This window comes from Streptomyces sp. NPDC028298, from assembly GCF_055565895.1.
Map to the genome: position 1 here is coordinate 772398 of NZ_JBVHTL010000004.1, position 26878 is coordinate 799275.

A 26878-nucleotide genomic window follows, 5' to 3' on the forward strand; every position below is an offset into this window, starting at 1 on the left:
GGCCGGGCGAAGGCGAGTGGGCGGCCGTGCCTCATGCCGGGCCTGGGCGAGCGTCGGCCGGGGCTCGGCCTGCCCCGGGCGAGCGCCGACCCGGGCGAGCGCCGACCCGGGCGCGAGCCCTAGAGCGCGCCCTTGCGGGTCAGGTGGTTGAAGAACAGCCAGCCGGGCAGCACCGGGAGCCACAGGGTCAGCAGCCGGTACAGCAGCACCGCGGGCGCCGCGACCTCCTTGGGCAGGCCGACGGCGATCAGACCGACCGTGAGGGTCGCCTCGACGGCGCCCACACCGCCCGGGGTCGGGGCCGCCGAGCCCAGGGCGTTGCCGGCGAGGAAGACGACGGCGACGCTGGCGAGGCTGAGCGTGGTCGTCTCCTCGTGGCCGAACGCGCGGATCGAGGCGTCCAGGCACATCACGAAGCAGGCCGTCAGCAGCAGCATGCCGCCGATGCCGGTGACGAGCTTCTGCGGTCGCTGCAGCACGTCCAGCATGCGCGGCACGACGCCCGCGAACAGCGACCTCACGCGCGTGGAGACGAACTTGCGCAGCAGCGGAACCGACGTCACCACGAGGATGAACACCGCCACCGTCAGCAGGCCCGCGATGACCGTGCGGGACGGCGACAGGGACGGCGTCTTCTCCGTACCTGTCAGATAGCCGAAGGACAGCAGCATCAGGATGTGGCAGCCGAGCCCGAAGAGCTGCGAGGCGCCGACACTCGCCACCGCGAGCCCCGGCCGCACCCCGGCCCGCTGGAGGAAACGCGTGTTGAGGGCGACGCCGCCGACCGCGGCGGGCGCCACGATCTTCACGAACGAGCCGGCGACCTGGGCCGCCGCCGTCCGCAGGAACGGCACCCGCTCCGGCACGAAGCCGAGGAGGCTCATCGCCGCCGCGAAGTAGCTGAGGGCGGAGAACAGCGCGGCCGCCGCGACCCAGCCCCATTCGGCGTTGTCGAAGAGAGTCCCGAACTCGATGTGGGTGAGCTGCGTGAGCAGGAAGTACGCGCCGATCGCCCCGGCGATGACACTGATCAGCGTGCGGGGCTTGACCCGCTCCAGCCGGGCCGGCTCCACGGGAGCCTGGGGCCGGATCAGCAGTACCTGATGGCGGATCTGGGTGAGCAGATCCTCCTCGCGCGCCTCGTCCAGTGCCTCGTCGATCGCCCGCTTCTCGGCGCGCTGCTCGGCGCGTACGGCCTTCTTCTCGGCCTTCTCCGACACGGGCGGGATCGCTTCGCCGCCTCCCTCGGCCGCTTCCGCGGCACGGGCGAGCTTGGCCTGCCGCGAGGCCTCCAGGACCGCCTCGCGTTCGCGCTGCGCGCGCTCCCGGCCGAGTCTGCGCAGCGTCGCGCGCGTGGAGCGCGTCAACGCGATCGGCTGGAGCATGGGCAGACAGTCCGCGACCGCGTCCGGACCGAGCACGCCCACCGCCGACGCCACCGCGCGCTCGGCGCCCACGCGCAGCGCGAGGGTGGTCACGAGCTGGGCGATGTCCATGCGCAGCACCAGATCGCCGGCCGCGATCTCTCCGCCACGCAGATCCGTGAGGATCACGGTGCCGGAACGATCCACCAGAATCGCGTCGCCCGCGAGCCGGCGGTGCGCGATGCGCCGGGACTGCAGCGCCTGCACCTGGTGCCAGGTGTCGCGCAGCAGCCCGTCGGTGATCACCTCGTCGGGCAGGGAGTCCAGGGTGTGCGCGCCGGTGTGCTCGTAGACGAGCATCACGGCGTCCGGGCCCAGCTCGGAGGTCGCGATCAGCTTGGGCGCGTTGGCGCCGGCCGCGATGGCCGCGTAGGCGAGGAGGGCCTCCTGCTCCAGGGCCTGGCGCAGGGACTGGAGGCTGCGGCGCGTGGTGATGCCGCGCAGCGTCAGCCGGCGCCAGACGCGGTAGAAGAAGCCCTGCGCCTGCTGTTCGCGGTCGACGACCGTGACGTCGAGCGGTGGGCCGTCCTCCAGGGTGACGAAGTAGCGCCGGCCGCGGTCGCCGCTCTCCGTGCTCTCGGGCATCTCCTCACGCGCCGCGCTGACCGGGTGGAAGCCGACGTGCCGAAGGCCCGCCATCAGCGTCCGTCCGGTCGGCCGTACGTTCGGGGAGCCGACGGCGTACAGCGTTCCGTAGGCGACGGTCCAGCCGATCAGCACCGTCAGGATGATCGAGAACGGCGTCGTGTAGCCCGTGACCAGCATGGAGAAGGCGTCGAGGAGCAGGACGACCCAGAGCACCCCGCGCCAGCGCGGTCTGCGGGACATGCCGACGGCCGTCATGTAGGCGATGACCGGCGCGAGATAGCCGTGCACCGGGTCGGTGAGGGCGTGGATGTCACCCGGAGAGGGCTGGGTGAGCGCTTCCTGGATGGAGTGCGGGGCGCCCTTGGCGACCCACAGGTCCGTGGCGAGTGTCACTCCGTGCGCGAGGACCGCGGCGAGGACGCCGTCGGCGATGCGCAGCCCGTCCCGTTTGATCAGCCGTTCGATCGCGAAGGCGACCGGCACGAGCAGGATCGCGATGCTGGACGCCAGCCCCGCGATCTTGATCAGCAGATCGGGTGCCTGTCCCGTGCCCTTGTTGATGTCCTGTTCGAGGCCGGAGGTGGTGCCGTGCGCGAACGCGGCGATGGCGAGCAGCACCACGATCGCGAGCACACCGACCAGGAGCCGCATCAGGTCCGAGGGGCGGTGCACGCGCGCGGGAAGCAGCGGTTCGTCGCCCTCGACCTCGTCGGCGTGGACCTCCTCCGCACAGGCGGTGCCGCGCTCGGCCTGCCGCTTCTCGTCCCCGGGTTCCCGGGACGAGTCCGCGCCGGCCTCGGCGGACGGATCCGCGGCCTTCTCGTCGACGCCGTCCGTCTCAGGGCGTGACGAGGCGGCGGAGGTGCCCTCCGCGTCTTCGGGATGCACGCCCTGCTGCCTCATGGTCTCTTCTTGATCTCGTATCACCAGTCACCGCCCGCACGATGGTGGCATGCCCGACCGACACACGGGGGCATCAGGGTGCAAATGCGGGGCGCGCAATCTGCTACAAGCGTCACTCGGCGGGAAGGAATATGCACAGTCGCCGCCGGGCCACGTTGTCGGTGGGGTGGGGCAGGATGGGGCGGATGAGCGAGGAGAGCCTTCCGGCGGACGCGCTGCCGGAGTACGCGGAGCGGGTCCTCGACGTCGCCGAGCAGATCCCGCCCGGCCGCGTCATGACGTACGGCGACATCGCCGAATGGCTGGAGGAGGGTGGCCCGCGCCAGGTGGGCCGGGTGCTGGCCCTGTACGGCGGAGCGGTGCCGTGGTGGCGCGTGATGCGCGCCGACGGCGTGCTGCTGCCCGGCCACGAACTGGACGCGCTGGCCCATTACCGCGACGAGGGGACGCCTCTCAAGGAGGCGAGCCGGGCCTCCGCGGGGCATCTGCCACGCGTCGACATGAGACGGGCCCGATGGGACGGCGGCGAACGCGCGGAAGGTCACACCTGACAGCTTCGGGTATTCCCGGGGCCGAAGGGGACACTGAGGCCCGTACGAGGGAAACGAGGCACATCCGTGACATGCCGTACGTTCGTAGGGCACGGGACGCAGCACGGGACGCGCGGGACGGGTGGGGCGTGAGGGAAGAATCGGAAGCCCCCCTTCCGCCGACGGCACCGGCGTAGCGTCCTCGGCACGCGTCCCTCCCACCCCGCGGTCACCGCCCTCCACGCGGCAGTCCGCCCACCCGTACGACCACCAGGACCGGCGAACCACGTGAGCTCCACTTCCTCCACCAGGCGCCTGACGCACCCTTCCGTGCGCCAGGGGGCCCGGGGTGCGTACCGGCTGGTGCGCACCGCCCCGGCCCGGGTGGATCCCCCTCGTCTTGACGCGGGACAGCGCGCGGTGGCTGACCACGGGAGCGGGCCGCTGCTCGTCCTCGCCGGTCCCGGTACGGGCAAGACGACCACGCTCGTCGAATCCGTGGCCGCCCGGATCGAACGCGGCGGCGACCCGGAACGCATCCTGGTGCTCACCTTCAGCCGCAAGGCCGCCGTCGAGCTCCGCGACCGCATGGCGCTGCGCATAGGAGCCGCCCGCGCGCCCCGGGCCACCACCTTCCACTCCTTCTGCTACGCCCTGATCCGGGCCCACCAGGACAGCGACCTGTTCGTGGAGCCCCTGCGACTGCTGTCCGGCCCCGAGCAGGACGTGGCCGTGCGCGAGTTGCTCGCGGGCCAGCCCGACCTGGAGCGGCTGGGCCTCGCCCATGGGCGCTGGCCGGACGAACTGCGCGCCTGCCTGACCACGCGCGGCTTCGCGGACGAGGTCCGCGCGGTCCTCGCCCGCAGCCGCGAACTCGGCCTCGGCCCGGACGCCCTGGAAGCCTTCGCGCGGCGCATCGGCCGCCCGGACTGGGGCGCGGCGGCCGCCTTCCTCGCCGAGTACCTCGACGTCCTCGACATGCAGGGAGTGCTCGACTACGCGGAGCTCGTCCACCGCGCGGTGCTGCTCGTGCGCCGCCCCGAGGTCGCCGAACGGCTCGCCGCGCAGTACGACGCCGTCTACGTGGACGAGTACCAGGACACCGACCCCGCGCAGGTGCGGCTGCTGCGCGGCCTCGCGGGCGGCGGGCGCACCCTCGTCGCCTTCGGCGATCCCGACCAGTCGATCTACGCCTTCCGAGGCGCCGACGTGAACGGCATCCTCGCCTTCCCCGAGGCCTTCCCGCGCGTGGACGGCCGTCCGGCTCCGGTCGAGGTCCTCGGGACCTCCCGCCGCTCGGGCGCCGAGCTGCTGGAGGCCACCCGCCGGCTCACCCAGCGCATGCCGCTGACCCGGCTGCCCGCGCAGAAGGTGCGCGCCCACCGTGAGCTGTCCGCGGTGCGGGACGGGGGACAGGTCGAGGTCTACACGTACCCGACGGCCGGCACGGAACTCGACAACATCGCGGACATCCTGCGCCGCGCCCACCTGGAGGACGGCGTCCCCTGGGGAGAGATGGCCGTCCTCGTGCGCGCCGGTTCCCGCACGATCCCCACGATCCGGCGGGCGCTCACCTCCGCCGGCGTGCCCCTGGACATCGACGGCGACGATCTCCCCCTGCGGCACGAACCCGCGGTCGCGCCCCTGCTGACGGCCCTGCGGGCGGTGGCCCGCGCGGAGTCGGAGACGAGCACGGACGGGTCGTCCGGTGAGGGTGCGGCGCCGGGCGCGGACGGGACGTCCGGTTCGGGTGAGGTCTCCGGCGCCGAGCCGGGACAGGACGCGGCCGGGGTCCGTGTCGCGTCCTGGCTCGACACCGAGACCGCGCTCACGCTCCTCGCCTCGCCCCTCGCGAGCATGGACGCCGCCGACCTGCGGCGCCTGGGGCGTGCCCTGCGCGAGGAGGAGCGGGCCGGCGGAAATCTCGTACCGCCGCCGTCCGACGTCCTGCTCGCCCGCGCGCTGGCCGAGCCGGAGCGGCTCGTCGCGCACGATCCCGCGTACGCCCGAGGGGCCCAGCGCCTGGGCGCGCTGCTGCGCAAGGCGCGTGAGCGTCTCGCGGGCGGCGGAACAGCCCAGGAGGCGCTCTGGGACCTGTGGGACGGCACGCCCTGGCCGCAGCGCCTGGAGCGGGCCGCCCGGCGCGGCGGCGCGGCCGGACGCAACGCCGACCGGGACCTCGACGCCGTGTGCGCGCTGTTCGCGACCGCCGAGCGCGCGGAGGAGCGCACCGGAGGCCGTGGCGCCCTGAACTTCCTGGAGGAGATCGACGCCGAGGACATCGCGGCCGACACGCTCACCCGCAGGGCCGTCCGCCCCGAGGCCGTACGCCTGATGACCGCGCACCGCTCCAAGGGCCTGGAGTGGCGCCTCGTCGTGGTCGCGGGCGTCCAGGAAGGCCTGTGGCCGGATCTGCGCCGCCGCGGCTCCCTGCTGGAGGCCGACCGCATCGGGCGGGACGGACTCGCCGAACCCCTCACCCCCGGGGCGCTCCTGTCCGAGGAGCGCCGGCTGTTCTACGTCGCCGCCACGCGCGCGCGTGAACGGCTCGTCGTGACGGCGGTGAAGGCACCGGCCGACGACGGCGACCAGCCCTCCCGCTTCCTGACCGAACTCGGCGTCGAACCCAAGGACGTGACCGGCCGCCCGCGCCGCCCGCTGGCCGTGGCCCCGCTGGTCGCCGAGCTGCGCGCCACCACGGTCGACCCGCGTGTCTCGGAGAACCTCCGGCAGGCCGCGGCCCGCCGCCTCGCCCGGCTCGCCGCGCTCGCCGACGAGGACGGCCGCCCGCTGGTGCCCTCCGCGCACCCCTACCGCTGGTGGGGCATGTACGAGCCGACGGAGAGCAAGGTGCCGCTGCGCGACCGCGACCAGCCGGTCGTGCTCTCCGGCAGCGCGCTCGACCAGCTCGCCAACACCTGTGCCCTGCAGTGGTTCCTCGGGCGGGAGGTGAAGGCCGACGCGCCCGCGACGGCAGCCCAGGGCTTCGGCAACGTGGTGCACGTCCTGGCCGACGAGGTCGCCTCCGGACGCACCCCGGCGGACCTCGACGTGCTCATGGAGCGCCTCGACTCCGTGTGGAACGCGCTCGCCTTCGACGCGCCCTGGAAGTCCGCGCAGGAGAAGGAGCACGCGCGCGTGGCGCTCGAACGCTTCCTGAAGTGGCACGTCATGGACCGCACCGGCCGGACACCGGTGGCCAGCGAGCACGACTTCGACGTGACGCTCGAAGCGGGCTCCTACGAAGTGCGCATCCGCGGCTCCATGGACCGCGTCGAGGCCGACACCGAGGGCCGCGCCTACGTGGTCGACTTCAAGACCGGCAAGCAGGCGCCGACCGCCGCCGAGGTGACCCACCACCCGCAGCTCGCGGTCTACCAGCTCGCCGTCGGAGAGGGCGCGGTCGACGACGTGTTCGACGGCGTACGACCCGAGGCGGGCGGTGCCGAACTCGTCCAGCTCCGCCAGGGTGCCGCCAAGAAGAACGGCGGCGAGACCCTCCCCAAGGTGCAGGCGCAGGAGCCGCTGGAGGGCGAGTGGGTCGGTGACCTGTTGGCGAACGCCGCCGGCAAGGTCCTCGACGAACGGTTCTCGCCGACGACGGGACAGCACTGCACCCACTGCTCCTTCCGGGCATCGTGCAGCGCCCGGCCGGAGGGCCGCCAGGTCGTCGAGTGAGCGGGTCCCGGGGTCCCGCACCGGTCCCCGACAGGCCGCCCGTCCGGGAGTCCGGCCCGTTCCAGGGGCGCGGCGTCAGCGAGTGACGCAGAGCACCACATGTGCTGACCTGCAGTTCTTTCGTCCCTGGCGCCGATCTGGCCACCGCTGTCAGTGGACGCCGCTAGCCTCTGCGACATGCCCGCCCGTATCACCGACCCCGAACAGCTCAAGGAGCTCCTCGGTATTCCGTTCACCCCGGAACAGACGGCCTGCATCATCGCGGAGCCGGCCCCCCAGGTGATCGTGGCCGGAGCCGGTTCGGGCAAGACCACGGTGATGGCGGCCCGTGTGGTGTGGCTGGTCGGCACCGGTCAGGTGGCCCCCGAACAGGTCCTCGGACTGACGTTCACCAACAAGGCGGCGGGCGAACTCGCCGAGCGGGTCCGCAAGGCGCTCGTCAAGGCGGGAGTCACCGACCCGGACGTCATCGACCCCGACAACCCGCCGGGCGAGCCGGTCATCTCCACGTACCACGCCTTCGCGGGTCGGCTGCTGACCGACCACGGCCTGCGGATCGGGCTGGAACCGACCTCCCGGCTCCTGGCCGACGCCACCCGCTACCAGCTCGCCGCGCGCGTGCTGCGCGAGGCGCCGGGCCCGTACCCGGCGCTGACCCGCTCCTTCCCCGACCTGGTCGGCGACCTCCTGACCCTCGACTCCGAGCTCGCCGAACACCTCGTGACGGCCGAGGACCTGCGCGCCCACGACGCCGAGCTGCTGCGCACCCTGGAGAGCGCGCGGCTCACGAACGCGGATCTGCGCAAGGTCCCGGAGACCGCCGCGGCCCGGCGCGAACTCGCCGAGCTGGTGGGCCGCTACCGAGCGGCGAAACGAGAGCGCGACCTCCTCGACTTCGGTGATCAGATCGCCCTCTCGGCCACCCTGGCCCGCACCCGCCCCGAGGTCGGCGAGATCCTGCGGGACGAGTTCCGCGTCGTCCTGCTGGACGAGTACCAGGACACGTCGGTGGCCCAGCGCGTCCTGCTCGCCGGACTGTTCGGCGGCGGCACCGGGCACCCCGTGACCGCGGTCGGCGACCCCTGTCAGGCGATCTACGGCTGGCGCGGCGCCTCCGTCGCCAACCTCGACGACTTCCCCGAGCACTTCGCCCGCTCCGACGGCCGCCCCGCCACCCGCCAGTCGCTCAGTGAGAACCGCCGCAGCGGCGGCCGCCTCCTCGACCTCGCCAACGGCCTCGCCGAGCCGCTGCGCGCCATGCACGCGGGCGTGGAGGCCCTGCGGCCCGCCCCGGGAGCCGAGCGGGACGGCCTCGTGCGCTGCGCGCTGCTGCCCACCCACGCCGAGGAGATCGGCTGGCTCGCGGACTCGATCGCCCATCTCGTGCGCACCGGAAAGGCACCCGCGGAGATCGCCGTCCTGTGCCGCACCGCCACCGACTTCGCCGAGATCCAGGGCGCGCTCGTCGCCCGGGACATCCCCGTCGAGGTGGTGGGCCTTTCCGGTCTGCTGCACCTTCCCGAGGTGGCCGACCTCGTGGCCGTCTGCGAAGTCCTCCAGGACCCGGGGGCGAACGCCTCCCTCGTGCGGCTGCTCACCGGTCCGCGCTGGCGCATCGGTCCGCGCGACCTCGCCCTCCTGGGGCGCCGCGCCCGTCTGCTCGTGTCCCACGCGCGCGTGGGCGCCGACGACGATCCGGACCGCAGGCTCGCCGCGGCCGTCGAGGGGGTCGACCCGGCCGAGGTGATCTCGCTCGCCGACGCCCTCGACACGTTCCTGGAGACACCGATCGAGGCCGCGGGGGACGACGACGGGCTGCCCTTCTCGCCGGACGCCCGGGTGCGCTTCGCACGGCTCGCCGCCGAACTGCGCGACCTGCGCCGCTCGCTGGCCGATCCGCTCATGGACGTCCTGCACCGGGTGCTCGCCGTCACCGGTCTGGAGGTCGAGCTCTCCGCGTCCCCGCACGCCCTGGCGGCCCGCCGCCGCGAGACCCTGTCCAACTTCCTGGACGTCGCCGCCTCCTTCGCGGCCGGCGACGGCGAGGCGAGCCTGCTGGCCTTCCTCGGCTTCCTGCGCACCGCCGCGCAGTACGAGAAGGGACTGGACAACGCGCTGCCCGGCGGCGAGAACACCGTCAAGGTGCTCACCGCGCACAAGTCCAAGGGCCTGGAGTGGGACGTGGTGGCCGTCCCCGGCCTCGTCGACGGCACCTTCCCCAGCGGTCAGGGCCGTGACAAGTGGACCGCCCAGGGCAAGGTCCTGCCCCACCGGCTGCGCGGCGACGCCGACACGCTGCCCGACGTCGACACCTGGGACGCCAAGGGCATCAAGGCCTTCCACGAGGCCATGAAGGCCCACCAGCACACCGAGGAACTGCGCCTCGGCTACGTCACGTTCACCCGGCCCCGTTCGCTCCTGCTCGGCTCGGGCCACTGGTGGGGGCCCTCCCAGAAGAGGACGCGCGGCCCCTCGGACTTCCTGCACGCCCTCCACGACCACTGCGTCGCCGGACACGGCGAGATCGAGGTCTGGGCGGACGAACCGGCCGAGGACGAGGAGAATCCGGCCCTGCGCGAGGCGGCGGCCGACCACGCCTGGCCGCTCCCGCTCGACGACGAGGCCCTCGCCCGCCGGCGCGCGGCGGCGGAGACCGTGCTCGCCCACCTGGAGCGGGTGGCGTCCCACGACGAGACCCACCCGGGCGCCGACGCACACCCGTATCCGGCCGCCGCCCACGACCCCGGCTCGTACGACGATCCCGAATGGCCGCCCCCGCCCGAGGACGACATCCCGCCCTACGACGAGTACGACGAGTACGGCCTCCCCGAAGACGACTTCCCCGACGGCGCCCCGCCCGAGGACCGCTTTCCGCACGGCCGTTCCGCCGGGAGCGCTCCGCCCGAGGGCGACGACTCGGACTGGGACTCCTGGACGGCCGAACGGCCGGGAGACCGCACGGCCGGCCGCGGGAACGCACGCCCCACGGTGCCGCACCAGGCCCAGGGCCCCGCCGCCCGCCCGCACCCCCGGGAGACCGCGAGCGAGCGCCTCACGCCCGAGGAGGCCCGCACCCTCGCGTCCTGGGACCGCGACCTGGACGCGCTCACCGGAGAGCTCCTGCGCGCCCGCGCGACCGTCACCCACGTCCCCCTGCCGGCCTCGCTCACCGCCTCGCAGCTCGTGCGTCTGGCCGCCGACCCGGACGGCTTCGCCCAGGAGCTCGCCCGCCCCATGCCGCGCCCCCCGCAGCCCGCCGCGCGCCGGGGCACGCGCTTCCACGCCTGGGTGGAGTCCCGTTTCGAGGAACTGCGGCTTCCGATGCTCGACCCCGAGGACCTGCCCGGCAGCGAGGCGGAGATCGCCGACGAGCACGACCTGGAAGCCCTGAAAGACGCCTTCGAACGCAGTCCCTACGCGCACCGCACCCCGTACCGCGTCGAGGTGCCCTTCCAGCTCGCGATCGCCGGCCGGGTCGTCCGCGGCCGGATCGACGCCGTCTACAGGGAAGGCGAGGGCGAGGAGACGACGTACGAGATCGTCGACTGGAAGACCGGCCACGGCCGCACGGCCGACCCGCTCCAGCTCGCGCTGTACCGCCTGGGCTGGGCCGAGCGGCAGGGCGTGCCCCTGGAATCCGTCACGGCCACGTTCCTGTACGTCCGCGACGGCGAGGCCGTACGACCGGAGGGCCTCCCGGACCGTGCCGCGCTGGAGCGGCTGCTCACCGAGGACCCGGCGGGCGCGCGCGACGAGGTCCCCGGGGAACCGCCGGACGAACACGCCGCTGTGGGCGGATAGGCTCAGGAACATGAGCAAGCCCGTTGACAACGCCGTCAGCACCGTCCGTACGTACATCGAGACGCACCGCGCCGCCTTCCTCGACGACCTCGGTCGGTGGCTGCGCATCCCCTCGGTCTCGGCTCAGCCCGAGCACGCCGCGGACGTGGCACGCAGCGCCGACTGGCTCGCCGCCGAACTCCGGAAGACCGGCTTCCCGACCTGCGAGGTCTGGCCGACCGCGGGCGCCCCGGCCGTCTTCGCCGAATGGCCCTCCGAGGACCCCGACGCACCCACGGTCCTCGTCTACGGACACCACGACGTGCAGCCCGCCGCCCGCGAGGACGGCTGGGACACCGACCCCTTCGAGCCGGTGATCGTGGGCAACCGCCTCCACGCGCGGGGGGCCGCGGACGACAAGGGCCAGGTGTTCTTCCACACACTCGGCGTCCGGGCCCACCTCGCCGCCACCGGGCGCACCACCCCCGCGGTGCACCTCAAGCTGCTGATCGAGGGCGAGGAGGAGTCCGGGTCCCCGCACTTCCGCGAGCTCGTCGAGAAGCACGCGCGGCGGCTCGCCGCCGACGCCGTGATCGTCTCCGACACCGGCATGTGGTCCGAGGACACCCCCACCGTCTGCACGGGCATGCGGGGCCTCGCCGAGTGCGAGATCGTCCTCCACGGACCCGGGCAGGACATCCACTCCGGATCCTTCGGCGGCGCCGTGCCCAACCCCGCCACCGCGGTCGCCCGCCTGGTCGCGGCCCTGCACGACGAGCACGCGCGCGTGGCCGTGCCGGGCTTCTACGACGGGGTCACCGAACTCACCGACCGCGAGCGGGAGCTCTTCGCCGAGCTGCCCTTCGACGAGGAACGATGGCTGCGCACCGCCAGGTCGACGGCCACCCACGGAGAGGCCGGCCACACCACCCTGGAGCGCGTCTGGGCCCGCCCGACCGCCGAGGTCAACGGCATCGGCGGCGGCTACCAGGGCGCGGGCAGCAAGACGATCATCCCGTCCTCGGCGCTGGTGAAGCTCTCCTTCCGGCTCGTCGCCGGGCAGGACCCGGACCACATCGAGAAGGCCGTACGCGCCTGGGCGGCCGGGCAGGTGCCCGACGGCATCCGGCTCGAGATCACGTTCAGCCCGTCCACCCGCCCCTGCCTGACCCCGCTCGACCACCCGGCCCTGCAGTCCGTCGTACGCGCCATGGGCCGCGCCTTCGAGCAGCCGGTCCGCTACACCCGCGAGGGCGGCTCGGGACCGGCGGCGGACCTCCAGGAGGTCCTCGGCGCCCCGGTGCTCTTCCTCGGCATCTCCGTCCCCTCCGACGGCTGGCACGCCCCCAACGAGAAGGTCGAACTCGACCTCCTCATGAAGGGCGTCGAGACGACCGCCTACCTGTGGGGCGACCTGGCCGAGAACTGGCGCGAGACAAACTGAACAAGCCGAACCACAGCCCCGACAGCGCACCACCGCACGCCCGTCCTGCTGAACCGCCCGTCGAGACAACCGTTCCACCGGGGGAGTTGGAAGCATCCGTGACCACCTGGACCGACCACAGCGCCGACCGTCCCATCTCGCTCACCGCTCCGAGCGGCATCGACCGGGCGGCCCATCACCGGCTCGACGAGGCCTGGCTCGCGGCCGCCTGGAGCCACCCCACGACCCGTGTCTTCGTGGTCTCCGGCGGCCAGGTGCTCATCGACGAGACGGCCGACGGCACCACCGAACTGCTGATGACGCCCTCCTTCGAGGCCCCGCTCACCGAAGCGCACCGCTACTTCCTGGGCACGGACGAGGACGGGGTGAGCTACTTCGCGCTCCAGAAGGACGCGCTTCCCGGCCGGATCGACCAGTCCGCCCGCCCGGCCGGACTGCGTGAGGCGGGCCTTCTGCTGTCACCGCGTGACGCGGGCCTGATGGTGCACGCCGTCGGCCTGGAGAACTGGCAGCGCACCCACCGCTTCTGCTCCCGCTGCGGCGAGCGCACCGTCATCGCCGCCGCCGGACACATCCGCCGCTGCCCCGCGTGCGGCGCCGAGCACTACCCGCGCACCGACCCGGCCGTGATCATGGCCGTGACGGACGACGACGACCGCATCCTGCTCGGCCGCCAGGTGCACTGGCCCGAAGGCCGCTTCTCCACCCTCGCCGGCTTCGTCGAGCCCGGTGAGTCGATCGAGCAGTCCGTGCGCCGCGAGGTCTTCGAGGAGGCCGGGGTCACGGTCGGCGAGGTCGAGTACGTCGCCAGCCAGCCCTGGCCGTTCCCCTCCAGCCTGATGCTGGGCTTCCGGGCCCGCGCCACCTCGTCGGAGATCGACGTCGACGGCGAGGAGATCGAGGAGGCCCGCTGGTTCTCCCGGGACGACCTGCGCGCCGCCTTCGAGTCCGGGGAGGTCATGCCTCCCTACGGGATCTCGATCGCCGCGCGCCTGATCGAGCTCTGGTACGGCAAGCCCCTGCCGACCCGGAACGCCCCTTGAGCGTGGCCCGGGTATGACCGACCCGCAACGCCCCCTGAGCGTGCCCCGGACATGACGGTGCCCCTCCGACGAGCTCGGCGGAGGGGCATTGCCGTGCGCGCGGGAGGTCAGGCCGTGAGGGCCTGCTTCACCTGGGCGAGACTCGGGTTCGTCATGACGACCTCGGCGCCACCGGCGCCGGAGACGATCCGGACCGTCGGAACCGTCTGGTTGCCGCCGTTCGCCTTCTCGACGAACGCCGCGGACTGCGGGTCCTGCTCGATGTTGATCTCGGTGTACGCGATGCCCTCACGGTCCATCTGGCTCTTGAGCCGACGGCAGTAGCCGCACCACGTGGTGCTGTACATCGTCACAGTGCCCTGCATGTCTCATGCGCTCCTTCACGGCTTGGGTGCGTGGTCGCTGCAAGTGGAACGCAGGTCACCCGGTCACCATTCCCGTGGGGGGTATCGGGGACGCCCATCGCGACGTGACGCTCGCCGCACCCTGTGCCGCACCGCAGGTGGGAGCGCCGGATGGAGCGGGGGCGTGACACCGGCGACATGGCCGAAAACGTCACCTCGGCACCGACGGCCGAGGTGACGCTCACCGCATTCGTACGACCGCAGCCGTCTCCCTGTGGACAACCGGCTCACCGGTCTCCGCCGACCTGGCAGCATGGCTGTGTGACAGCAGCAACGCACTCCCCCCTCTTCCCGCAGGTTCCGGACACGGCCGACGCGGTGCTCGACGGGCTCGACCCCGAGCAGCGCGCGGTCGCCACCGCCCTGCACGGTCCGGTGTGCGTGCTGGCGGGAGCCGGCACGGGCAAGACCCGGGCGATCACCCACCGCATCGCCTTCGGGGTGCGCGCGGGGATCCTCCAGCCCTCCAGCGTGCTCGCGGTCACCTTCACCAACCGGGCCGCCGGAGAGATGCGCGGACGGCTGCGGCAGCTCGGCGCGGGAGGTGTCCAGGCCCGCACCTTCCACTCCGCGGCGCTGCGCCAGCTCCAGTACTTCTGGCCGAAAGCCGTCGGTGGCTCACTGCCCCGGCTGGTGGACCGCAAGATCCAGCTCGTCGCGGACGCGGCGGCCGCCTGCCGCATCCGCCTCGACCGGGGAGAGCTGCGGGACGTCACCGGCGAGATCGAGTGGTGCAAGGTCACCCAGACCATCCCCGCCGACTACGCCGCTGCCGCCGCCAAGGCCGGCCGTGAAGCGCCCCGGGACCCGGCCGAGACCGCCAAGATCTACGCGGCGTACGAGGACCTCAAGCGCGACCGCGCGGTCATCGACTTCGAGGACGTCCTGCTGCTCACGGTCGCCATCCTCCAGGACCGGCACGACATCGCCGAGCAGGTCCGCTCCCAGTACCAGCACTTCGTGGTCGACGAGTACCAGGACGTCAGCCCCCTCCAGCAGCGCCTCCTGGAGCTGTGGCTCGGTGAACGCGACAACCTCTGCGTGGTGGGCGACGCCAGCCAGACGATCTACTCGTTCACCGGTGCAACCCCGGACCACCTTCTCGACTTCCGCACCCGCCATCCCGGAGCCACCGTCGTCAAGCTCGTCCGCGACTACCGCTCCTCGCCCCAGGTCGTCCACCTGGCCAACGGACTGCTCTCCCAGGCCCGCGGCCGGGCCGCCGAGCACCGGCTCGAACTGATCTCCCAGCGGCCCGCCGGCGCCGAACCCGTCTACGCCGAGTACACGGACGAGCCCGCCGAGGCCGAGGGCGCCGCCCGCCGCATCCGCGACCTCATCGCCTCGGGCGTCCCCGCCGGCGAGATCGCGATTCTGTTCCGCACGAACTCCCAGTCCGAGACCTACGAGCAGGCCCTCGCCGACGCCGGTGTGCCCTACCAGCTCCGCGGCGCCGAGCGGTTCTTCGACCGCCCCGAAGTGCGCAAGGCCGGTGCGGCGCTGCGCGCGGCGGCCCGTTTCGGCGGCAACGACTCACTGCTCGACGACGCCGTCGACCTGCCCTCGCAGGTCCGGGCGGTGCTCTCGGGCGAGGGCTGGACGACCAACCCCCCGGCGGGCTCCGGGGCGGTCAGGGAGCGCTGGGAGTCGCTGGCCGCCCTGGTGAATCTGGCGCACGACTTCGCGGCCGCCAAGCCCGGCGCGACGCTCGGCGACCTGGTGGCCGAGCTCGACGAACGCGCGAGCGCCCAGCACGCCCCGACGGTCCAGGGCGTCACCCTCGCCTCTCTCCACTCCGCCAAGGGACTGGAGTGGGACGTCGTCTTCCTGGTGGGGGTCGCCGAGGGCATGATGCCGATCACCTACGCAAAGACCGACGAGCAGGTCGAGGAGGAGCGCCGCCTGCTCTACGTCGGTGTCACCCGCGCCAGAGAGCACCTGTTCGTCTCCTGGGCGCTCGCCCGCTCGCCCGGCGGCCGCGCGGGCCGGCGCCCCAGCCGGTTCCTGGACGGGCTGCGCCCCGGCTCCGTCGCCACCGCGGGCGGTCGCGCCGGCGGCGGCCCGGGCGGCATCGAGCGCGGCGCCGCGCGCTCCGGCGTCACCGCCGAACGGCGTACGAGCCGCAGCCCCGCGCGCTGCCGGGTCTGCGGCCGCACCCTCACCGACGCCGGCGAGATGAAACTGATGCGCTGCGACGACTGCCCCTCCGACATGGACGAGGGTCTCTACGAGCGGTTGCGCGAGTGGCGCGCGGTGCAGGCGGAGCGCAGCGGGCAGCCCGCGTTCTGCGTCTTCACCGACAGGACGCTGATGGCGATCGCGGAGACCGCGCCGGACGAGGAGGGCGAGCTCGCCCGGATCCCCGGGGTCGGTGTCCGCAAACTCAACCGCTTCGGAGCCGACGTTCTGGCCATCTGTGCAGGTCGGGAGGTCACGGGGCACGGTGCGGGCAACTGATTGAAACTCGTCGAGAAAATAGTTTGCGCATGCCCCAGCAATCCCCATAGGTTCTTAACCACGGCAGCAGCGGCCTTCTCGAAGGCCCTGGTTCCGTGCTGTACTTAATAACCGTCGGACCGGTTCGCGCCGGTCCCCCAAGACGCCGAGAGGAGGCGATTCCAGTGATCAGCATCGACACCAGCTCCATCAACACCGTGAAAATGACCGATCCCTCGGTCGTCGTCTCCATGTGCTCGCTCGGCGTCTCGAACCTGGGCACCGGTCTGTCCGGCATCAGCGCCGTCCGGCCGGCGTCCTCCGTGTCTCTCGTGGGTCTTCCCATTCGTGAGCGCAATGAGCGACCGACGCAGGCACTGGAAGCGGCAGTAGTGGCAGAGGCGCACGCCTATGCCTTTGCGGCAGCCGGTGCCGGATCCCTGAAGCAGACGCAGCAGCACCACACGATGTGGGCCTTCCGTGGGCCTGAACCCTGGAGTGATCCAGCCTGATTCACCATCAGGCCGGCGCCTTCAGGGCCGCGGAACCCCACCCGGGATCCGCGGCCCTTCTGTTTGTCCCCGACCAGGGACGACAGAGCGAAGGGGCCTCGGGACAAGAAAAGAACCCGGTACCAGCCGCCAACCGGCCGACCCCGGCCGGCACGACCAGACGAGGAAGACGAACCGTGCAACTCGAAGCGCACGCCCCGTCCGTACCGCCTTCCGAAACGATCCCCCCGCCCGGCCTCACGGAGGACTCCACCTTGATCCCCCTCACCGCGCTCACCGCGCTCGACGACGCCATCGAGAACCTCGGCGTACCCGTCCCCTGCCGTTCCTACGACCCGGAGGTCTTCTTCGCCGAGTCGCCGGCCGACGTCGAGTACGCCAAGTCTCTCTGCCGCACCTGCCCGCTGATGGAGGCCTGCCTCGCCGGCGCCAAGGAGCGGCGTGAGCCCTGGGGCGTCTGGGGTGGCGAGCTCTTCGTCCAGGGTGTCGTCGTGGCCCGCAAGCGGCCGCGTGGCCGCCCGCGCAAGAACCCGGTCGCGGCATGAACATCCGAGGAACGATCGACCGCCCCCTGACGCACGACCCCAAGAAACAGGCCCCGATGAAGCCGTCCACGAGCGAGCCCGCAGGCTCCGCGACCACAGACTTCGCCACCACCGGCGCGAACGACTCGCGTCAGAACAGGACCCGAGAGATGCAACTCATCCCAGAAGCCCTGGCTCGTGCGCATATGCACGAGCGACTGCATCAGGCCGAGCGGGAACGTCAGGCCGTGCGCCTGGCGGCCGCTCGCCGCATGCAGCGCCGGGCCGAGCGCGCTTCGATGCGAGCCCGGCGCGCGCTGGCCATGGCGGTCATGCAGTAATCGACGCCCAGCGTCGTAGCAGCCGTTGCAGTCGCAGCACATCCACGCAGGAAGTGGCGGGGGCCGGTCCGTTCGGACCGGCCCCCGCGGTGCGTCGCGTTGCACCGCGCGAACCGCGGGCCACGGCGCTATCGTCGCCCGAGTGACGAGTCTTCCCGAAGACAGTGACAACACCGGCCCCGCACCGGAGTCCACCGGCCCCGCACCGGAGTCCGACGCGGACGAGGCCGAGAAGATCGTGTGCGCCGAGTGCGGCACCACGGCCGAGGGCCCCCGGTCGACGTGGACCTGTTCCGTCGAGAACGGCACCCGCCTCTACTTCTGCGACACCTGCGCCCGCAGCCATCTCAGAGCGATTGAGGGCCGTCTCGACTCGGCCTGGTGGTAGCCCGCCCGACGAGTACCCGGCCCCGTCGGCCGGGCCCGGGGCGCGCTCTCACGCCTCGACGGCCGACACCTCTTCGTCCAACTCCTCGTCCTCCAGCTCCTCCTCGGGCACGAACCCCGGGAGCCACTCCTCCAGTTCGTCGCGCAGCCGGACCGTCGCGCCGAGCTGACACAGGACGCCTATGGTGCTGAGGGTCACCCGGTGTATAAGGAGATAGGAGGGCGGCAGGTTCAACTGCCTGCCCAACTGGTGGGCGGGGGAGCGCGGGTCGGCGATCCGGGCGGCCTGGTTGCGCATCCAGCTCCGGGTGAAGGTGAACTCGTCCGCCTCGGCCGGTTCGATGATCGGCAGGAGATAGTCCAGGACCGCGTCGGGTTCGAGGTCTATCGACTCCTTGACGAAGCCTTCCTCACAGAGCAGTTCGTAGACCGACTCGGCGTCGCCGTCCAGGGTCATCCGCAGGGAATCGCCGATCGGCTGGGGCAGTCCGCCGGGCAGCCGGTCCACCGTGCCGAAGTCCAGGACGCCCAGCCGCCAGCCGTTCTCCCCGTCCGGCAGGAGGCGGAAGTTGCCGGGGTGCGGATCGGCGTGCAGCAGGCCGGTGCGGGCGGGGCCCGAGAAGAGGAAACGGGCCAGCAACTGCCCGGCACGGTCCCGCTGTTCCGGCGTGCCGTCGTTGATCACCTCCGACAGCGGCACCCCGTCGATCCACTCCGTCACCAGCACCTGCTCGCACTGGTGGACCACCGCGGGCACCAGCACGTCGGGATCGTCCGCGAACTCCGCGGCGTGCACCGCCTGGGCCTGCGCCTCCAGGCCGTAGTCGAGCTCCTCGGAGACGCGGTCGCGCAGCTCCGCGATGAGCGGCTTGATGTCCATGCCGGGGATCAGGGGCCCCAGAAGCCGGGCGAAGCGGCTGAGTTGGGTCAGATCGGACAGCAGTGCCTCGCCGGCCCCCGGATACTGCACCTTGACGGCGACGTCCCGGCCGTCGTGCCACACCGCCCGGTGCACCTGGCCGATCGAGGCCGCCGCCGACGGCTTGTCCTCGAACTCCACGAACAGGTCGGCCCAGTCCGCACCGAGCCGCTCCTCCAGCACGGAGTGGACCGTGCGCGTCGGCATGGGAGGTGCCGCGTCCTGGAGTTTCGTCAGCGCCGCGCGATAGGGGCCCGCGATCTCCTCGGGCAGTGCCGATTCGAACACGGACAGTGCCTGCCCGAACTTCATCGCACCGCCCTTCAGTTCCCCGAGGACCTTGAAGAGCTGCTCGGCCGTGCGCTGCTGGAGCTCGCGGCCCACGATCTCCGCCGACTTGCCGCCGATCCGCTTCCCGAGCCCCCAGGTCGCCCGCCCGGCGAAGCCGATTGGCAGCGCGGCCAGTTTGGCAGTCCGTGTGACTGCCTTCCGGGGAAGATCAGACATGCGCCCTCCAGGTCCCAGCAAGCTGTGCCGCGTGCGGCTGTAGCCCTGCCATTCTCTCGTGTGCTTCGCCGTCCTCGGGGGTTCGCTCTCCATTTGTTTTCCTCGCGGTGCCGCACGGACAGTCCGCGTGCGCCGGGACCGGTGTCGCCCGCCACGCGCAGCCCGGCAGTGACGCCTCCCAGCGGGCCCCGGCGCAGCCGGGCGGATCGCCGTCCAGGAAGGCGAGCGCGTGGCTCGCCGCGAGTCCGGCGACCGCGGCGGCCAGGGCGAGATCGCACGCGGCCACCCGCCGCTGACGACCGGAGCGCCACTGCGCGACCAGGCGCGGCCAGGCCGGATCCAGGTCGGTGCGCCGCCGGTCGAGGCAGCCCGCGCAGCCGGTGTCGCCGGGCAGGACCAGGGGCCCGACGACTCCGGTCGCCTCGACGACCCCCGCGTAGAGATGGGGTGTCCCCGAGGCGATCAGCCCCTCGGTCTGCGCGGGGTCCGGCGCGTGGACGGCGAGTCCGTCCCTGGGGGCGAGGATCACGAGGGACAGTCCGCGTGTCTCCTCTCCTCTTCCGTTCCTGGCGACGGCGCGGGGCGGTCGGTCGGGGGCCGCCCGGCGCACCGCCCGCCGCGCGGCGTCCTCCCGGCGCTCGCCGATGGACTCGACGGGCAGCCCGCCGGGCGCCACGTCCCACGGCTCCACGTGACCGAGGTCACGCGCGTCGACCTCGCCCACCCCCGCTCCCGCGAGCAGCGCGGCCAGCACGACTCCCACCCGGCCGGCGCCCAGCACCCGTACGCGCAGCCGGCGACGGGCGGCCAGACGCTCGACGGCGCCCCCCGGCTCGCGGGCGACCAGGGACAGGGAGGCGAGGTCCGACCGCAGCCGGTCCATGACCTCCTTCTTCTCGCGTAGCGCGTCCGTGGCCGGGCCGCCCGCGGACGCGTCGTCCAGGAGACCGGACTCGGCCAGTCGGTCCACCAGTCCGTCCACATGGCCGGCGGGCAGCCCCATCCCGCGCCCCTGCCGACGCAACAGCGGCATGCCGCGTGTCCCGTCGAGCAGTTCCAGGAAGCTGCCGGTCGCCGTGTCCATCGGGCCCAGCACCATTGCGTGCGCCGGTGTCATCCCGAACTGCACGGTGTTGAGATCCCGCCAGCCGCGCCGCAGAGCGGGCTTCACGATCGGATGCATGACCTACCCCCGTAGACCCGTAGTACGTCCCCGTATGTCCGCGGCGCACTCCCGCGGCGCGGACCGAGTGCCAGCATGCCCGGGCCCGCCGGACGCCGCCGAAAGTTGTCCACAGATGGCACCGTTCGTCGTACGAATCAATCGGGCAGGGCGCGGATCGGCATCGAACCGTCCCGGGGGCGGGACTTTCGCCATGTGCAGCAGGTAACGTCGGGGCCGTGCCCGCCGACCCACCGCACAGCGTCGCGACATCTCAGCGCAGCACGACGAGCCCGCCGCCGAGCGGTTCGGGGGCGCGCGCGATCGAGGTCCGCAGGAGCGCCCGACGGCGCAGAACGGTCTCCGCGTACCGCGAGGGCGACCGCACCGTCGTGCTCATCCCCGCCCGGATGTCCGAGGCGGAGGAGAAACGCTGGGTGTCGGTCATGCTCGACAAACTGGCCGCCCAGGAGAGCAGGCGTGTGCTCGGCGACAGCGAGCTGGCCGAACGCGCCGAGCGGCTGTCGGCCCATTACTTCGACGGCCGGGCGCGGCCGTCGTCGGTGCGCTGGGTCACCAACCAGAACACCCGCTGGGGCTCCTGCACCCCCGCCGAGGGCAGCATCCGTCTGTCGCACCGGCTGCAGGGCATGCCCGAGTACGTCGTCGACTACGTCCTCCTCCACGAGCTCGCCCATCTGCTCGTGCCCGGCCACGGACCCCGTTTCTGGCGGCTCCTGGAGGCCTATCCGCGCACCGAGCGCGCCCGCGGCTACCTCGAGGGCGTCGTCGCCGCGGACCGGCTGCCCCACCTCCCGGCGGCACGCGAGGAGTAGGGGCGGCCCGATCGTCCCGCCCGGAGTGCGATTGTGTACCGGGTCTGCACCGGCTTCGTCCACTTCCGGACTTTGCCGTTAGCCTGACGCGACGCACTCGTATTCGGGATGGGGGACGGTCGTTACGCATGGCCAGGGAATTCCAACGCGGCCACAAGGCCAAGATCAGTGACCTCACCGCGGGCACGGATCTGTACGTAGGTGTGCAGATCACCGGCCCCGGACTCACCTTCGACATCAGCTGCTTCGGCCTGGACGCCGAGGAACGGCTGTCGGACGACCGGTACTTCGTCTTCTTCAACCAGCCGAAGTCCCCCGAGGAGTCGATCCAGCTCCTCGGCGCGCAGTCGGGCGACACGGAGTCCTTCCGGGTCACCCTCGACCGGATCCCGGCGAAGATCCAGAAGCTGTCGTTCACGGCGACGATCGACGGCGCCGGACAGATGTCGCAGATCGCACCCGGATACCTGCGCGTCGTCGCGGGCGGCGAGGAGGTGGCCCGGTACGCGTTCAGCGGTGCCGAGTTCTCCACCGAACGTGCCGTGATGCTGGGCGACTTCTACCTCAAGGACGTCTGGCGCTTCGCCGCCGTGGGACAGGGCTTCGACGGCGGCCTCGACGCGCTGCTGAAGAACTTCGGCGGCGAGGTCGCCGAGGAGGAGCCGGCCGCCGCCCCGCAGCCGCAGCCCGGCGCCGCTCCGTCCTTCGCCCCGCCCGCGTTCGGCGCGCCGCCGGCGCCCGCTCCCGCGCCTCCCGCTCCGGCGCCCGCGCAGGGCTTCGCGCCGCCCCCCGGCGGTGCACCGCACGCTCCCACGCCCGCCCCCGCGCCCTCGATGCACGGCGCGCCGACGATCGTGGCGCCGCTGCACACCCCGCCGGGCGGCACCGTTCCGCCGCCGGGCCCCGCGCCCTACGGGCAGCCGCCCGGTCCGCCGCCCGGGTACGGTCAGCAGCCCGGCCAGACGGCCCAGATGCCGCCCGGCTACGGCCAGCAGGCACCGACCGCGCCTCCCGGATACGGTCAGCAGCCCCCGACGGCGCCCCCCGGATACGGTCAGCAGCCGCCCTACGGCCAGATCCCCGGCCAGGCACCGGGGCAGTACCCGGGTCAGCCCGGCGCCCCGTCCCCCTACGGCGCACCCCAGGGCGCTCCGCAGGGCGGGGCCGGTGTGACCGCCGCGCTGAGCGCCTTCAAGGAGACGCCCACCGGCCAGCGGTGGACTCCGCAGAACAAGAAGCTCATCCGCGTCGACCTCGGTATCGGCGGTCAGCCCGTACTGGCCCGCCAGGGCAGCATGGTGCTGTACCAGGGCAAGGTCGACTTCAGCTACAAGGGCGCCGGGTTCGCCGGCCGCATCGTGGGCAACGCCACCGGCCAGGAGATGCAGCTCATGCGCTGCACCGGCCAGGGCCAGGTGTTCTTCGCCGAGAACGCCACCCACGTGCACCCCATCGAGCTCCAGGGCGACGCGATCTGCGTCTCCGCGGAGAACGTCCTCGCCTTCGACGAGTCCCTCCAGTACGAGGTCCGCCGCATCGAGGGCCACGGCATCCCCGGGGGTGCCCTGTTCACGATGCAGTTCCAGGGGACGGGCACCATCGTCGTCAAGACGCACGGCGCTCCCGTCGTCCTGCCGGTGACGCCCACGACGTTCGCCGACTGCAACGCCGTCGTCGCCTGGTCCGCCGCCGCGCAGGTGATCGTCTCCAGCCAGGTGAGGATGCGCCGGAACGCCTACGCCGGTGACACCGGGGAGAGCGTGAACCTCCAGTTCCGTGCCGCGCCCGGCAATTTCGTCGTCGTCCAGCCGTACGAGGTCTGAGGGAGCCCGTCATGAACCAGCCACTCGCGGGCTTCGCCCCTGCACCCGTCACCGCGCGCATGGAGAACCACGGCAATCACATGCTGAAGGTCGCCATGCAGACCGGAAACGACCTCCTCGCGCGCGTGGGGTCGATGGTCGCCTACGAAGGGTTCGTCCAGTACGAGCCCAACCCGCCCGCCGTCCGCCAGATCGCCCGCGACTGGATGACCGGCGAGGGCGCGCCCCTCATGAAGTGCTCCGGCGACGGGCTGCTCTATCTCGCCGACTACGGGGCGAACGTCGTCGTCATCAACCTCAACGGTGACGCGATCTCCGTCAACGCGACCAATCTGCTCGCCTTCGACGCCCACCTCACCTGGGGCGTCGAGCGGGTCAAGGGGCTCGCCAAGTTCGCCGGACAGGGTCTGTGGAACACCAAGATCTCCGGCCAGGGCTGGGTGGCCCTGACCTCCCGCGGCAAGCCGATCGTCGTCGACTGCGGCGGCGGTGAGGACGAGACCTACGTCGACCCGGACGCGCTCGTCGCCTGGTCCCCGAACCTCAAGGTGAAGGGCAAGCGCAGCTTCAAGGCACAGTCGCTCATCGGACGCGGCAGCGGCGAGGCGTTCCAGATGGCGTTCTCCGGGCAGGGCATCGTCGTCGTCCAGCCCAGCGAGGACAGCACCGACCGCCTCCGAGTCCGGGGCTGAGGGGGAGCAGGACATCATGCAGAGCCCGCTTTTCGGCTACAACGAGCAGCAGACCCAGGACCGCTACAGCCTGCAGAACTCGCAGATGCTGCGCATCGTCCTGGAAGGTCACGACGACATCCTCGCCCGCAAGGGCACCATGGTCGCGTACCAGGGTCTCGTCGAGTTCGACGCCGAGTACCAGAACAGCAGCCAGCACCGCGCGCGTGCGTACACCGGTGAGGGACTCGACCTGATGCGCTGCCACGGGCAGGGCACGGTCTACCTCGCCAACCTCGGCCAGCACGTGCACATCCTGGACGTCGACCAGGACGGCCTGACCGTCGACAGCAGCTACGTGCTGGCGATGGACTCCGGGCTGCACCACGAGGTCATCGCCGTGGACAGCCAGTACGGCATCTCCGGCTCCGGCAAGTACCAGCTCAACATCACCGGCCGCGGCAAGGTCGCGCTGGTGACCTCCGGTGTGCCGCTGATGATGCAGGTCACCCCGGACAAGTACGTCAACTGTGACGCCGACGCGATCGTCGCGTGGTCCACCGGTCTGCGGGTGCAGATGCAGGCCCAGACGCACTCCTCGGGTGTGTGGCGGCGCCGGGGCAACACCGGTGAGGGCTGGGAGCTGAGCTTCATGGGCAGCGGTTACGCGCTCGTGCAGCCCAGCGAGCTGCTGCCGCCGCAGAACGCGGTGATCGGCCAGGGGCTGCGCGCCCAGTACGGCATGGGGCAGCAGGGCGTCCACGCGCAGAACCAGGGCAACGTCTGGAGCTGACCGTTCCGCCCTTCGGGTGACGACGGTCGGGTGGACAGAGGTAAGGGGCGATCGCCATGGGCGGTCGCCCCTTACCTGTCGCTGGTCCACTCACATGCCGACGAGCCGCTCACACGTCTGCACGCGGAGGGCCCCCGCGCCGGTCACAGCCGGGCGCGGGTCGCCTCCACGAGTCGTACGACCGAATCGTCGGCCGCCTCGGCGACCTCGTCGTACGCGAACCACCGCAGGTCGAGGGACTCGTCGCTGATCGCCGCGACCGCGTCGGCCGGGGCGAGGGCGGCGTACTGGACGTCCAGATGCCAGTGGCACGGCGCCGGGATGGGGTGCCGGTCGAGCCTCACGGGGCCGCCCGGCAGCAGGGTCAGACCCTCGATGCCCGACTCCTCGGCCGCCTCGCGCAGCGCGGCCTCCGCCAGCGTCGGATCGCCCGGCTCGCAGTGGCCGCCCATCTGCAGCCACATCCGCAGCTTGCGGTGCAGCGTCAGCAGGACACGGCCGCGCGAGGGATCGATCACCAGGGCGCTCGCCGTGAGGTGACCGGCGTGGCAGGACTTCCACATCCCGTCCGGGTGCGCCGACAGGTGGTCCAGATAGACCTCGCGCAGCTCTTCCTGGCCCTCGTAGCCCTTCAGTACGAGGACCGCGTCGTCGTGCAGGCTCACTCGGTGCCGTCGCCCTTGCCGGAGTCCTCGTCCGAGTCGTCGGAGTCGCTGTGCTTCGTCAGGTCAGGCTTCTCGGCCTTGCCGCTCGCGGCCTCGCCGAGCATCTTGTCGAGCTCCGAGAAGTCCATGTGCTCGCGGTGCACGAAGCCGTCCGGGTCGTCCAGGTCGGACGCCGTCGGCAGCATGTCCGGGTGGGCCCACAGACCGTCCCGGCCGTCCACACCGCGCGCGTCGGTGAGCGAGGCCCACAGCCGCGAGGCGTCGCGCAGCCGGCGCGGGCGCAGCTCCAGACCGATCAGCGTGGCGAACGTCTGCTCGGCGGGACCGCCCGTGGCGCGGCGGCGGCGCAGCGTCTCGCGCAGCGCGTCGGCCGAGGAGAGCCGCGGCTTGGCCGCCGAGTGGACGACCGCGTCGACCCAGCCCTCGACCAGCGCGAGCGCCGTCTCCAGGCGGGCCAGTGCCGCCTTCTGCTCCGGCGTGTCCTCCGGCTGGAACATGCCCTGCTGGAGCGCCTGCTGCAGCTCCTCGGGGTTCTGCGGGTCGAACTGGCCGACCACGTCCTCCAGCTTCGCGGTGTCGACCTTGATCCCGCGCGCGTATCCCTCGACGGCGCCGAACAGGTGCGAGCGCAGCCACGGCACGTGCGCGAAGAGGCGCTGGTGGGCGGCCTCGCGCAGGGCGAGGTAGAGCCGCACCTCTTCCTGCGGGACGCTCAGGTCCTTGCCGAACGACTCGATGTTCAGCGGCAGCAGCGCCGCCTTGCCGACCGGGCCGAGCGGCAGACCGATGTCGGTCGAGCCGACGACCTCGCCCGCGAGCACGCCGACGGCCTGGCCGATCTGCGTGCCGAACATGGCGCCGCCCATCGAGCGCATCATGCCGATCAGCGGGCCCGCCATGGCCTGCATCTCCTCGGGCAGCACATCGCCCATGGCCGCGCCGACCCGCTCGGCGACCGGGTCGACGAGCTCCTTCCACACCGGCAGGGTCGCCTCGACCCACTCCGCCCGGCTCCAGGCCAGCGCGGAGGCCGCGCCGGACGGCAGGGACGTCGCGTCGTCCAGCCACAGATCGGCCAGACGGACGGCCTCCTCGACCGCGAGCTTCTCGGCGGGGCCGACGCTCGCGTCCTTGGTGCCGTCGGAGGTGCCCTGGGCGACCGTCTGCCGGGCGATCTGCTTGGCCATGTCCCAGTTCACCGGTCCGCCCTCGTACGAGAGCATCTGGCCCAGTTGCTGGAACGCGGCGCCCAGGTCGTTCGGGTTCATCGAGCCGAACATCGCTGCGAGCGGATTGTCGGCTCCGGGGCCGCCGGCTCCGGGCAGCCCGAAACCGAACGGTCCCTGACCACCGCCGCTCTGCTGGTCCTTCTTCTTGCCCTCGTCGCCGTTGTCCGGCTCCTCCGGCGGAAGGCCGAATCCGAATGGGGTGTCACTCACGGGATTCCTCGGCTGGTAAGGCCGCCGGTTCGTTCCGACGGCGGCTGCCCACAACACCACCCAGCGTAG

20 protein-coding genes are annotated in these 26878 nt (G+C 72.3%); 14 read left to right on the top strand and 6 right to left on the bottom strand.

What is annotated here, in order from left to right; genetic code table 11:
* Nucleotides 1-119: 119 nt before the first annotated feature.
* Complete coding sequence (locus ACZ4TO_RS22435) at nucleotides 120-2915, bottom strand: lysylphosphatidylglycerol synthase transmembrane domain-containing protein (RefSeq protein WP_468025037.1); 2796 nt, start codon at nucleotides 2913-2915, stop codon at nucleotides 120-122.
* 185 nt (nucleotides 2916-3100) lie between these two features.
* Here ACZ4TO_RS22435 and ACZ4TO_RS22440 point away from each other — a divergent pair, with 185 nt between their 5' ends.
* From ACZ4TO_RS22440 to nudC, 5 genes are all read left to right on the top strand, one after another.
* Entirely contained in the window at nucleotides 3101-3466 is a 366-nt protein-coding gene (locus ACZ4TO_RS22440; RefSeq protein WP_385043264.1) for an MGMT family protein, read from the top strand.
* Between the two features lie 267 nt (nucleotides 3467-3733).
* Nucleotides 3734-7123, top strand: a complete 3390-nt coding sequence (locus ACZ4TO_RS22445) for an ATP-dependent helicase (RefSeq protein WP_468025038.1) — start codon at nucleotides 3734-3736, stop codon at nucleotides 7121-7123.
* A gap of 177 nt (nucleotides 7124-7300) precedes the next feature.
* Nucleotides 7301-10924 (top strand): UvrD-helicase domain-containing protein, encoded by a 3624-nt coding sequence (locus ACZ4TO_RS22450; RefSeq protein ID WP_468025039.1) that lies wholly within the window; start codon nucleotides 7301-7303, stop codon nucleotides 10922-10924.
* A 10-nt stretch (nucleotides 10925-10934) separates the two neighbouring features.
* Complete coding sequence (locus ACZ4TO_RS22455; protein ID WP_385043258.1) at nucleotides 10935-12347, top strand: dipeptidase; 1413 nt, start codon at nucleotides 10935-10937, stop codon at nucleotides 12345-12347.
* 98 nt (nucleotides 12348-12445) lie between these two features.
* The gene (nudC, locus tag ACZ4TO_RS22460) at nucleotides 12446-13390 is read left to right on the top strand and encodes an NAD(+) diphosphatase (RefSeq protein ID WP_382787647.1); all 945 of its coding nucleotides are present in this window, start codon (nucleotides 12446-12448) and stop codon (nucleotides 13388-13390) included.
* A 107-nt stretch (nucleotides 13391-13497) separates the two neighbouring features.
* Here nudC and ACZ4TO_RS22465 read toward each other — a convergent pair whose 3' ends face one another.
* Entirely contained in the window at nucleotides 13498-13755 is a 258-nt protein-coding gene (locus ACZ4TO_RS22465; protein ID WP_361690229.1) for a mycoredoxin, read from the bottom strand.
* Nucleotides 13756-14055: 300 nt separating this feature from the next.
* On the opposite strand from ACZ4TO_RS22465, the gene ACZ4TO_RS22470 reads away from it, so the two are divergent.
* The 5 genes from ACZ4TO_RS22470 to ACZ4TO_RS22490 all read left to right on the top strand — a co-directional run bounded on the left by ACZ4TO_RS22470 (nucleotide 14056) and on the right by ACZ4TO_RS22490 (nucleotide 17995).
* Complete coding sequence (locus tag ACZ4TO_RS22470; protein ID WP_468025040.1) at nucleotides 14056-16251, top strand: ATP-dependent DNA helicase UvrD2; 2196 nt, start codon at nucleotides 14056-14058, stop codon at nucleotides 16249-16251.
* A 164-nt stretch (nucleotides 16252-16415) separates the two neighbouring features.
* Complete coding sequence (locus ACZ4TO_RS22475) at nucleotides 16416-16742, top strand: hypothetical protein (RefSeq protein ID WP_382787643.1); 327 nt, start codon at nucleotides 16416-16418, stop codon at nucleotides 16740-16742.
* 176 nt (nucleotides 16743-16918) lie between these two features.
* Nucleotides 16919-17287, top strand: coding sequence for a WhiB family transcriptional regulator (locus tag ACZ4TO_RS22480; RefSeq protein ID WP_028802016.1), 369 nt, complete (start codon nucleotides 16919-16921; stop codon nucleotides 17285-17287).
* On the top strand, nucleotides 17284-17607 hold the full coding sequence (locus ACZ4TO_RS22485) for a hypothetical protein (RefSeq protein ID WP_339131344.1): 324 nt from the start codon (nucleotides 17284-17286) through the stop codon (nucleotides 17605-17607). Before ACZ4TO_RS22480 ends, ACZ4TO_RS22485 begins: the two co-directional genes overlap by 4 nt.
* A 142-nt stretch (nucleotides 17608-17749) precedes the next feature.
* A complete protein-coding gene (locus tag ACZ4TO_RS22490; protein WP_468025041.1) occupies nucleotides 17750-17995 on the top strand; it encodes a hypothetical protein in 246 nt (81 codons plus the stop codon).
* A gap of 48 nt (nucleotides 17996-18043) precedes the next feature.
* On the opposite strand, the gene ACZ4TO_RS22495 is transcribed toward ACZ4TO_RS22490, so the two are convergent.
* Both ACZ4TO_RS22495 and ACZ4TO_RS22500 read right to left on the bottom strand, forming a co-directional pair.
* Complete coding sequence (locus tag ACZ4TO_RS22495) at nucleotides 18044-19420, bottom strand: ABC1 kinase family protein (RefSeq protein ID WP_468025042.1); 1377 nt, start codon at nucleotides 19418-19420, stop codon at nucleotides 18044-18046.
* Nucleotides 19413-20603, bottom strand: a complete 1191-nt coding sequence (locus tag ACZ4TO_RS22500) for a ThiF family adenylyltransferase (RefSeq protein ID WP_468025043.1) — start codon at nucleotides 20601-20603, stop codon at nucleotides 19413-19415. Before ACZ4TO_RS22500 ends, ACZ4TO_RS22495 begins: the two co-directional genes overlap by 8 nt.
* 218 nt (nucleotides 20604-20821) lie before the next feature.
* On the opposite strand from ACZ4TO_RS22500, the gene ACZ4TO_RS22505 reads away from it, so the two are divergent.
* The 4 genes from ACZ4TO_RS22505 to ACZ4TO_RS22520 all read left to right on the top strand — a co-directional run bounded on the left by ACZ4TO_RS22505 (nucleotide 20822) and on the right by ACZ4TO_RS22520 (nucleotide 24705).
* Nucleotides 20822-21418 (top strand): M48 metallopeptidase family protein, encoded by a 597-nt coding sequence (locus tag ACZ4TO_RS22505; protein ID WP_382787634.1) that lies wholly within the window; start codon nucleotides 20822-20824, stop codon nucleotides 21416-21418.
* 128 nt (nucleotides 21419-21546) lie between these two features.
* Nucleotides 21547-23241 (top strand): TerD family protein, encoded by a 1695-nt coding sequence (locus ACZ4TO_RS22510; RefSeq protein WP_385043251.1) that lies wholly within the window; start codon nucleotides 21547-21549, stop codon nucleotides 23239-23241.
* A gap of 11 nt (nucleotides 23242-23252) precedes the next feature.
* The gene (locus ACZ4TO_RS22515) at nucleotides 23253-23933 is read left to right on the top strand and encodes an AIM24 family protein (RefSeq protein ID WP_103548048.1); all 681 of its coding nucleotides are present in this window, start codon (nucleotides 23253-23255) and stop codon (nucleotides 23931-23933) included.
* A gap of 16 nt (nucleotides 23934-23949) precedes the next feature.
* Complete coding sequence (locus ACZ4TO_RS22520) at nucleotides 23950-24705, top strand: AIM24 family protein (RefSeq protein ID WP_382787630.1); 756 nt, start codon at nucleotides 23950-23952, stop codon at nucleotides 24703-24705.
* Nucleotides 24706-24848: 143 nt separating this feature from the next.
* On the opposite strand, the gene ACZ4TO_RS22525 is transcribed toward ACZ4TO_RS22520, so the two are convergent.
* Nucleotides 24849-25370, bottom strand: coding sequence for an NUDIX hydrolase (locus tag ACZ4TO_RS22525; protein ID WP_385043248.1), 522 nt, complete (start codon nucleotides 25368-25370; stop codon nucleotides 24849-24851).
* The gene (locus tag ACZ4TO_RS22530) at nucleotides 25367-26809 is read right to left on the bottom strand and encodes a zinc-dependent metalloprotease (RefSeq protein WP_468025044.1); all 1443 of its coding nucleotides are present in this window, start codon (nucleotides 26807-26809) and stop codon (nucleotides 25367-25369) included. The genes ACZ4TO_RS22525 and ACZ4TO_RS22530 overlap by 4 nt, the downstream gene beginning before the upstream one ends.
* Nucleotides 26810-26878 lie beyond the last annotated feature (69 nt).

Bases quoted from the DNA above. Each gene is read 5' to 3' on its own strand.
- ACZ4TO_RS22510 (WP_385043251.1), top strand. From the start codon at position 21,547: ATGGCCAGGGAATTCCAACGCGGCCACAAGGCCAAGATCAGTGACCTC.
- ACZ4TO_RS22435 (WP_468025037.1), bottom strand. From the start codon at position 2,915: ATGAGGCAGCAGGGCGTGCATCCCGAAGACGCGGAGGGCACCTCCGCC.
- ACZ4TO_RS22465 (WP_361690229.1), bottom strand. From the start codon at position 13,755: ATGCAGGGCACTGTGACGATGTACAGCACCACGTGGTGCGGCTACTGC.
- ACZ4TO_RS22500 (WP_468025043.1), bottom strand. From the start codon at position 20,603: ATGCATCCGATCGTGAAGCCCGCTCTGCGGCGCGGCTGGCGGGATCTC.
- ACZ4TO_RS22515 (WP_103548048.1), top strand. From the start codon at position 23,253: ATGAACCAGCCACTCGCGGGCTTCGCCCCTGCACCCGTCACCGCGCGC.
- ACZ4TO_RS22485 (WP_339131344.1), top strand. From the start codon at position 17,284: ATGAACATCCGAGGAACGATCGACCGCCCCCTGACGCACGACCCCAAG.
- ACZ4TO_RS22520 (WP_382787630.1), top strand. From the start codon at position 23,950: ATGCAGAGCCCGCTTTTCGGCTACAACGAGCAGCAGACCCAGGACCGC.
- ACZ4TO_RS22440 (WP_385043264.1), top strand. From the start codon at position 3,101: ATGAGCGAGGAGAGCCTTCCGGCGGACGCGCTGCCGGAGTACGCGGAG.
- ACZ4TO_RS22455 (WP_385043258.1), top strand. From the start codon at position 10,935: ATGAGCAAGCCCGTTGACAACGCCGTCAGCACCGTCCGTACGTACATC.
- ACZ4TO_RS22495 (WP_468025042.1), bottom strand. From the start codon at position 19,420: ATGTCTGATCTTCCCCGGAAGGCAGTCACACGGACTGCCAAACTGGCC.
- ACZ4TO_RS22450 (WP_468025039.1), top strand. From the start codon at position 7,301: ATGCCCGCCCGTATCACCGACCCCGAACAGCTCAAGGAGCTCCTCGGT.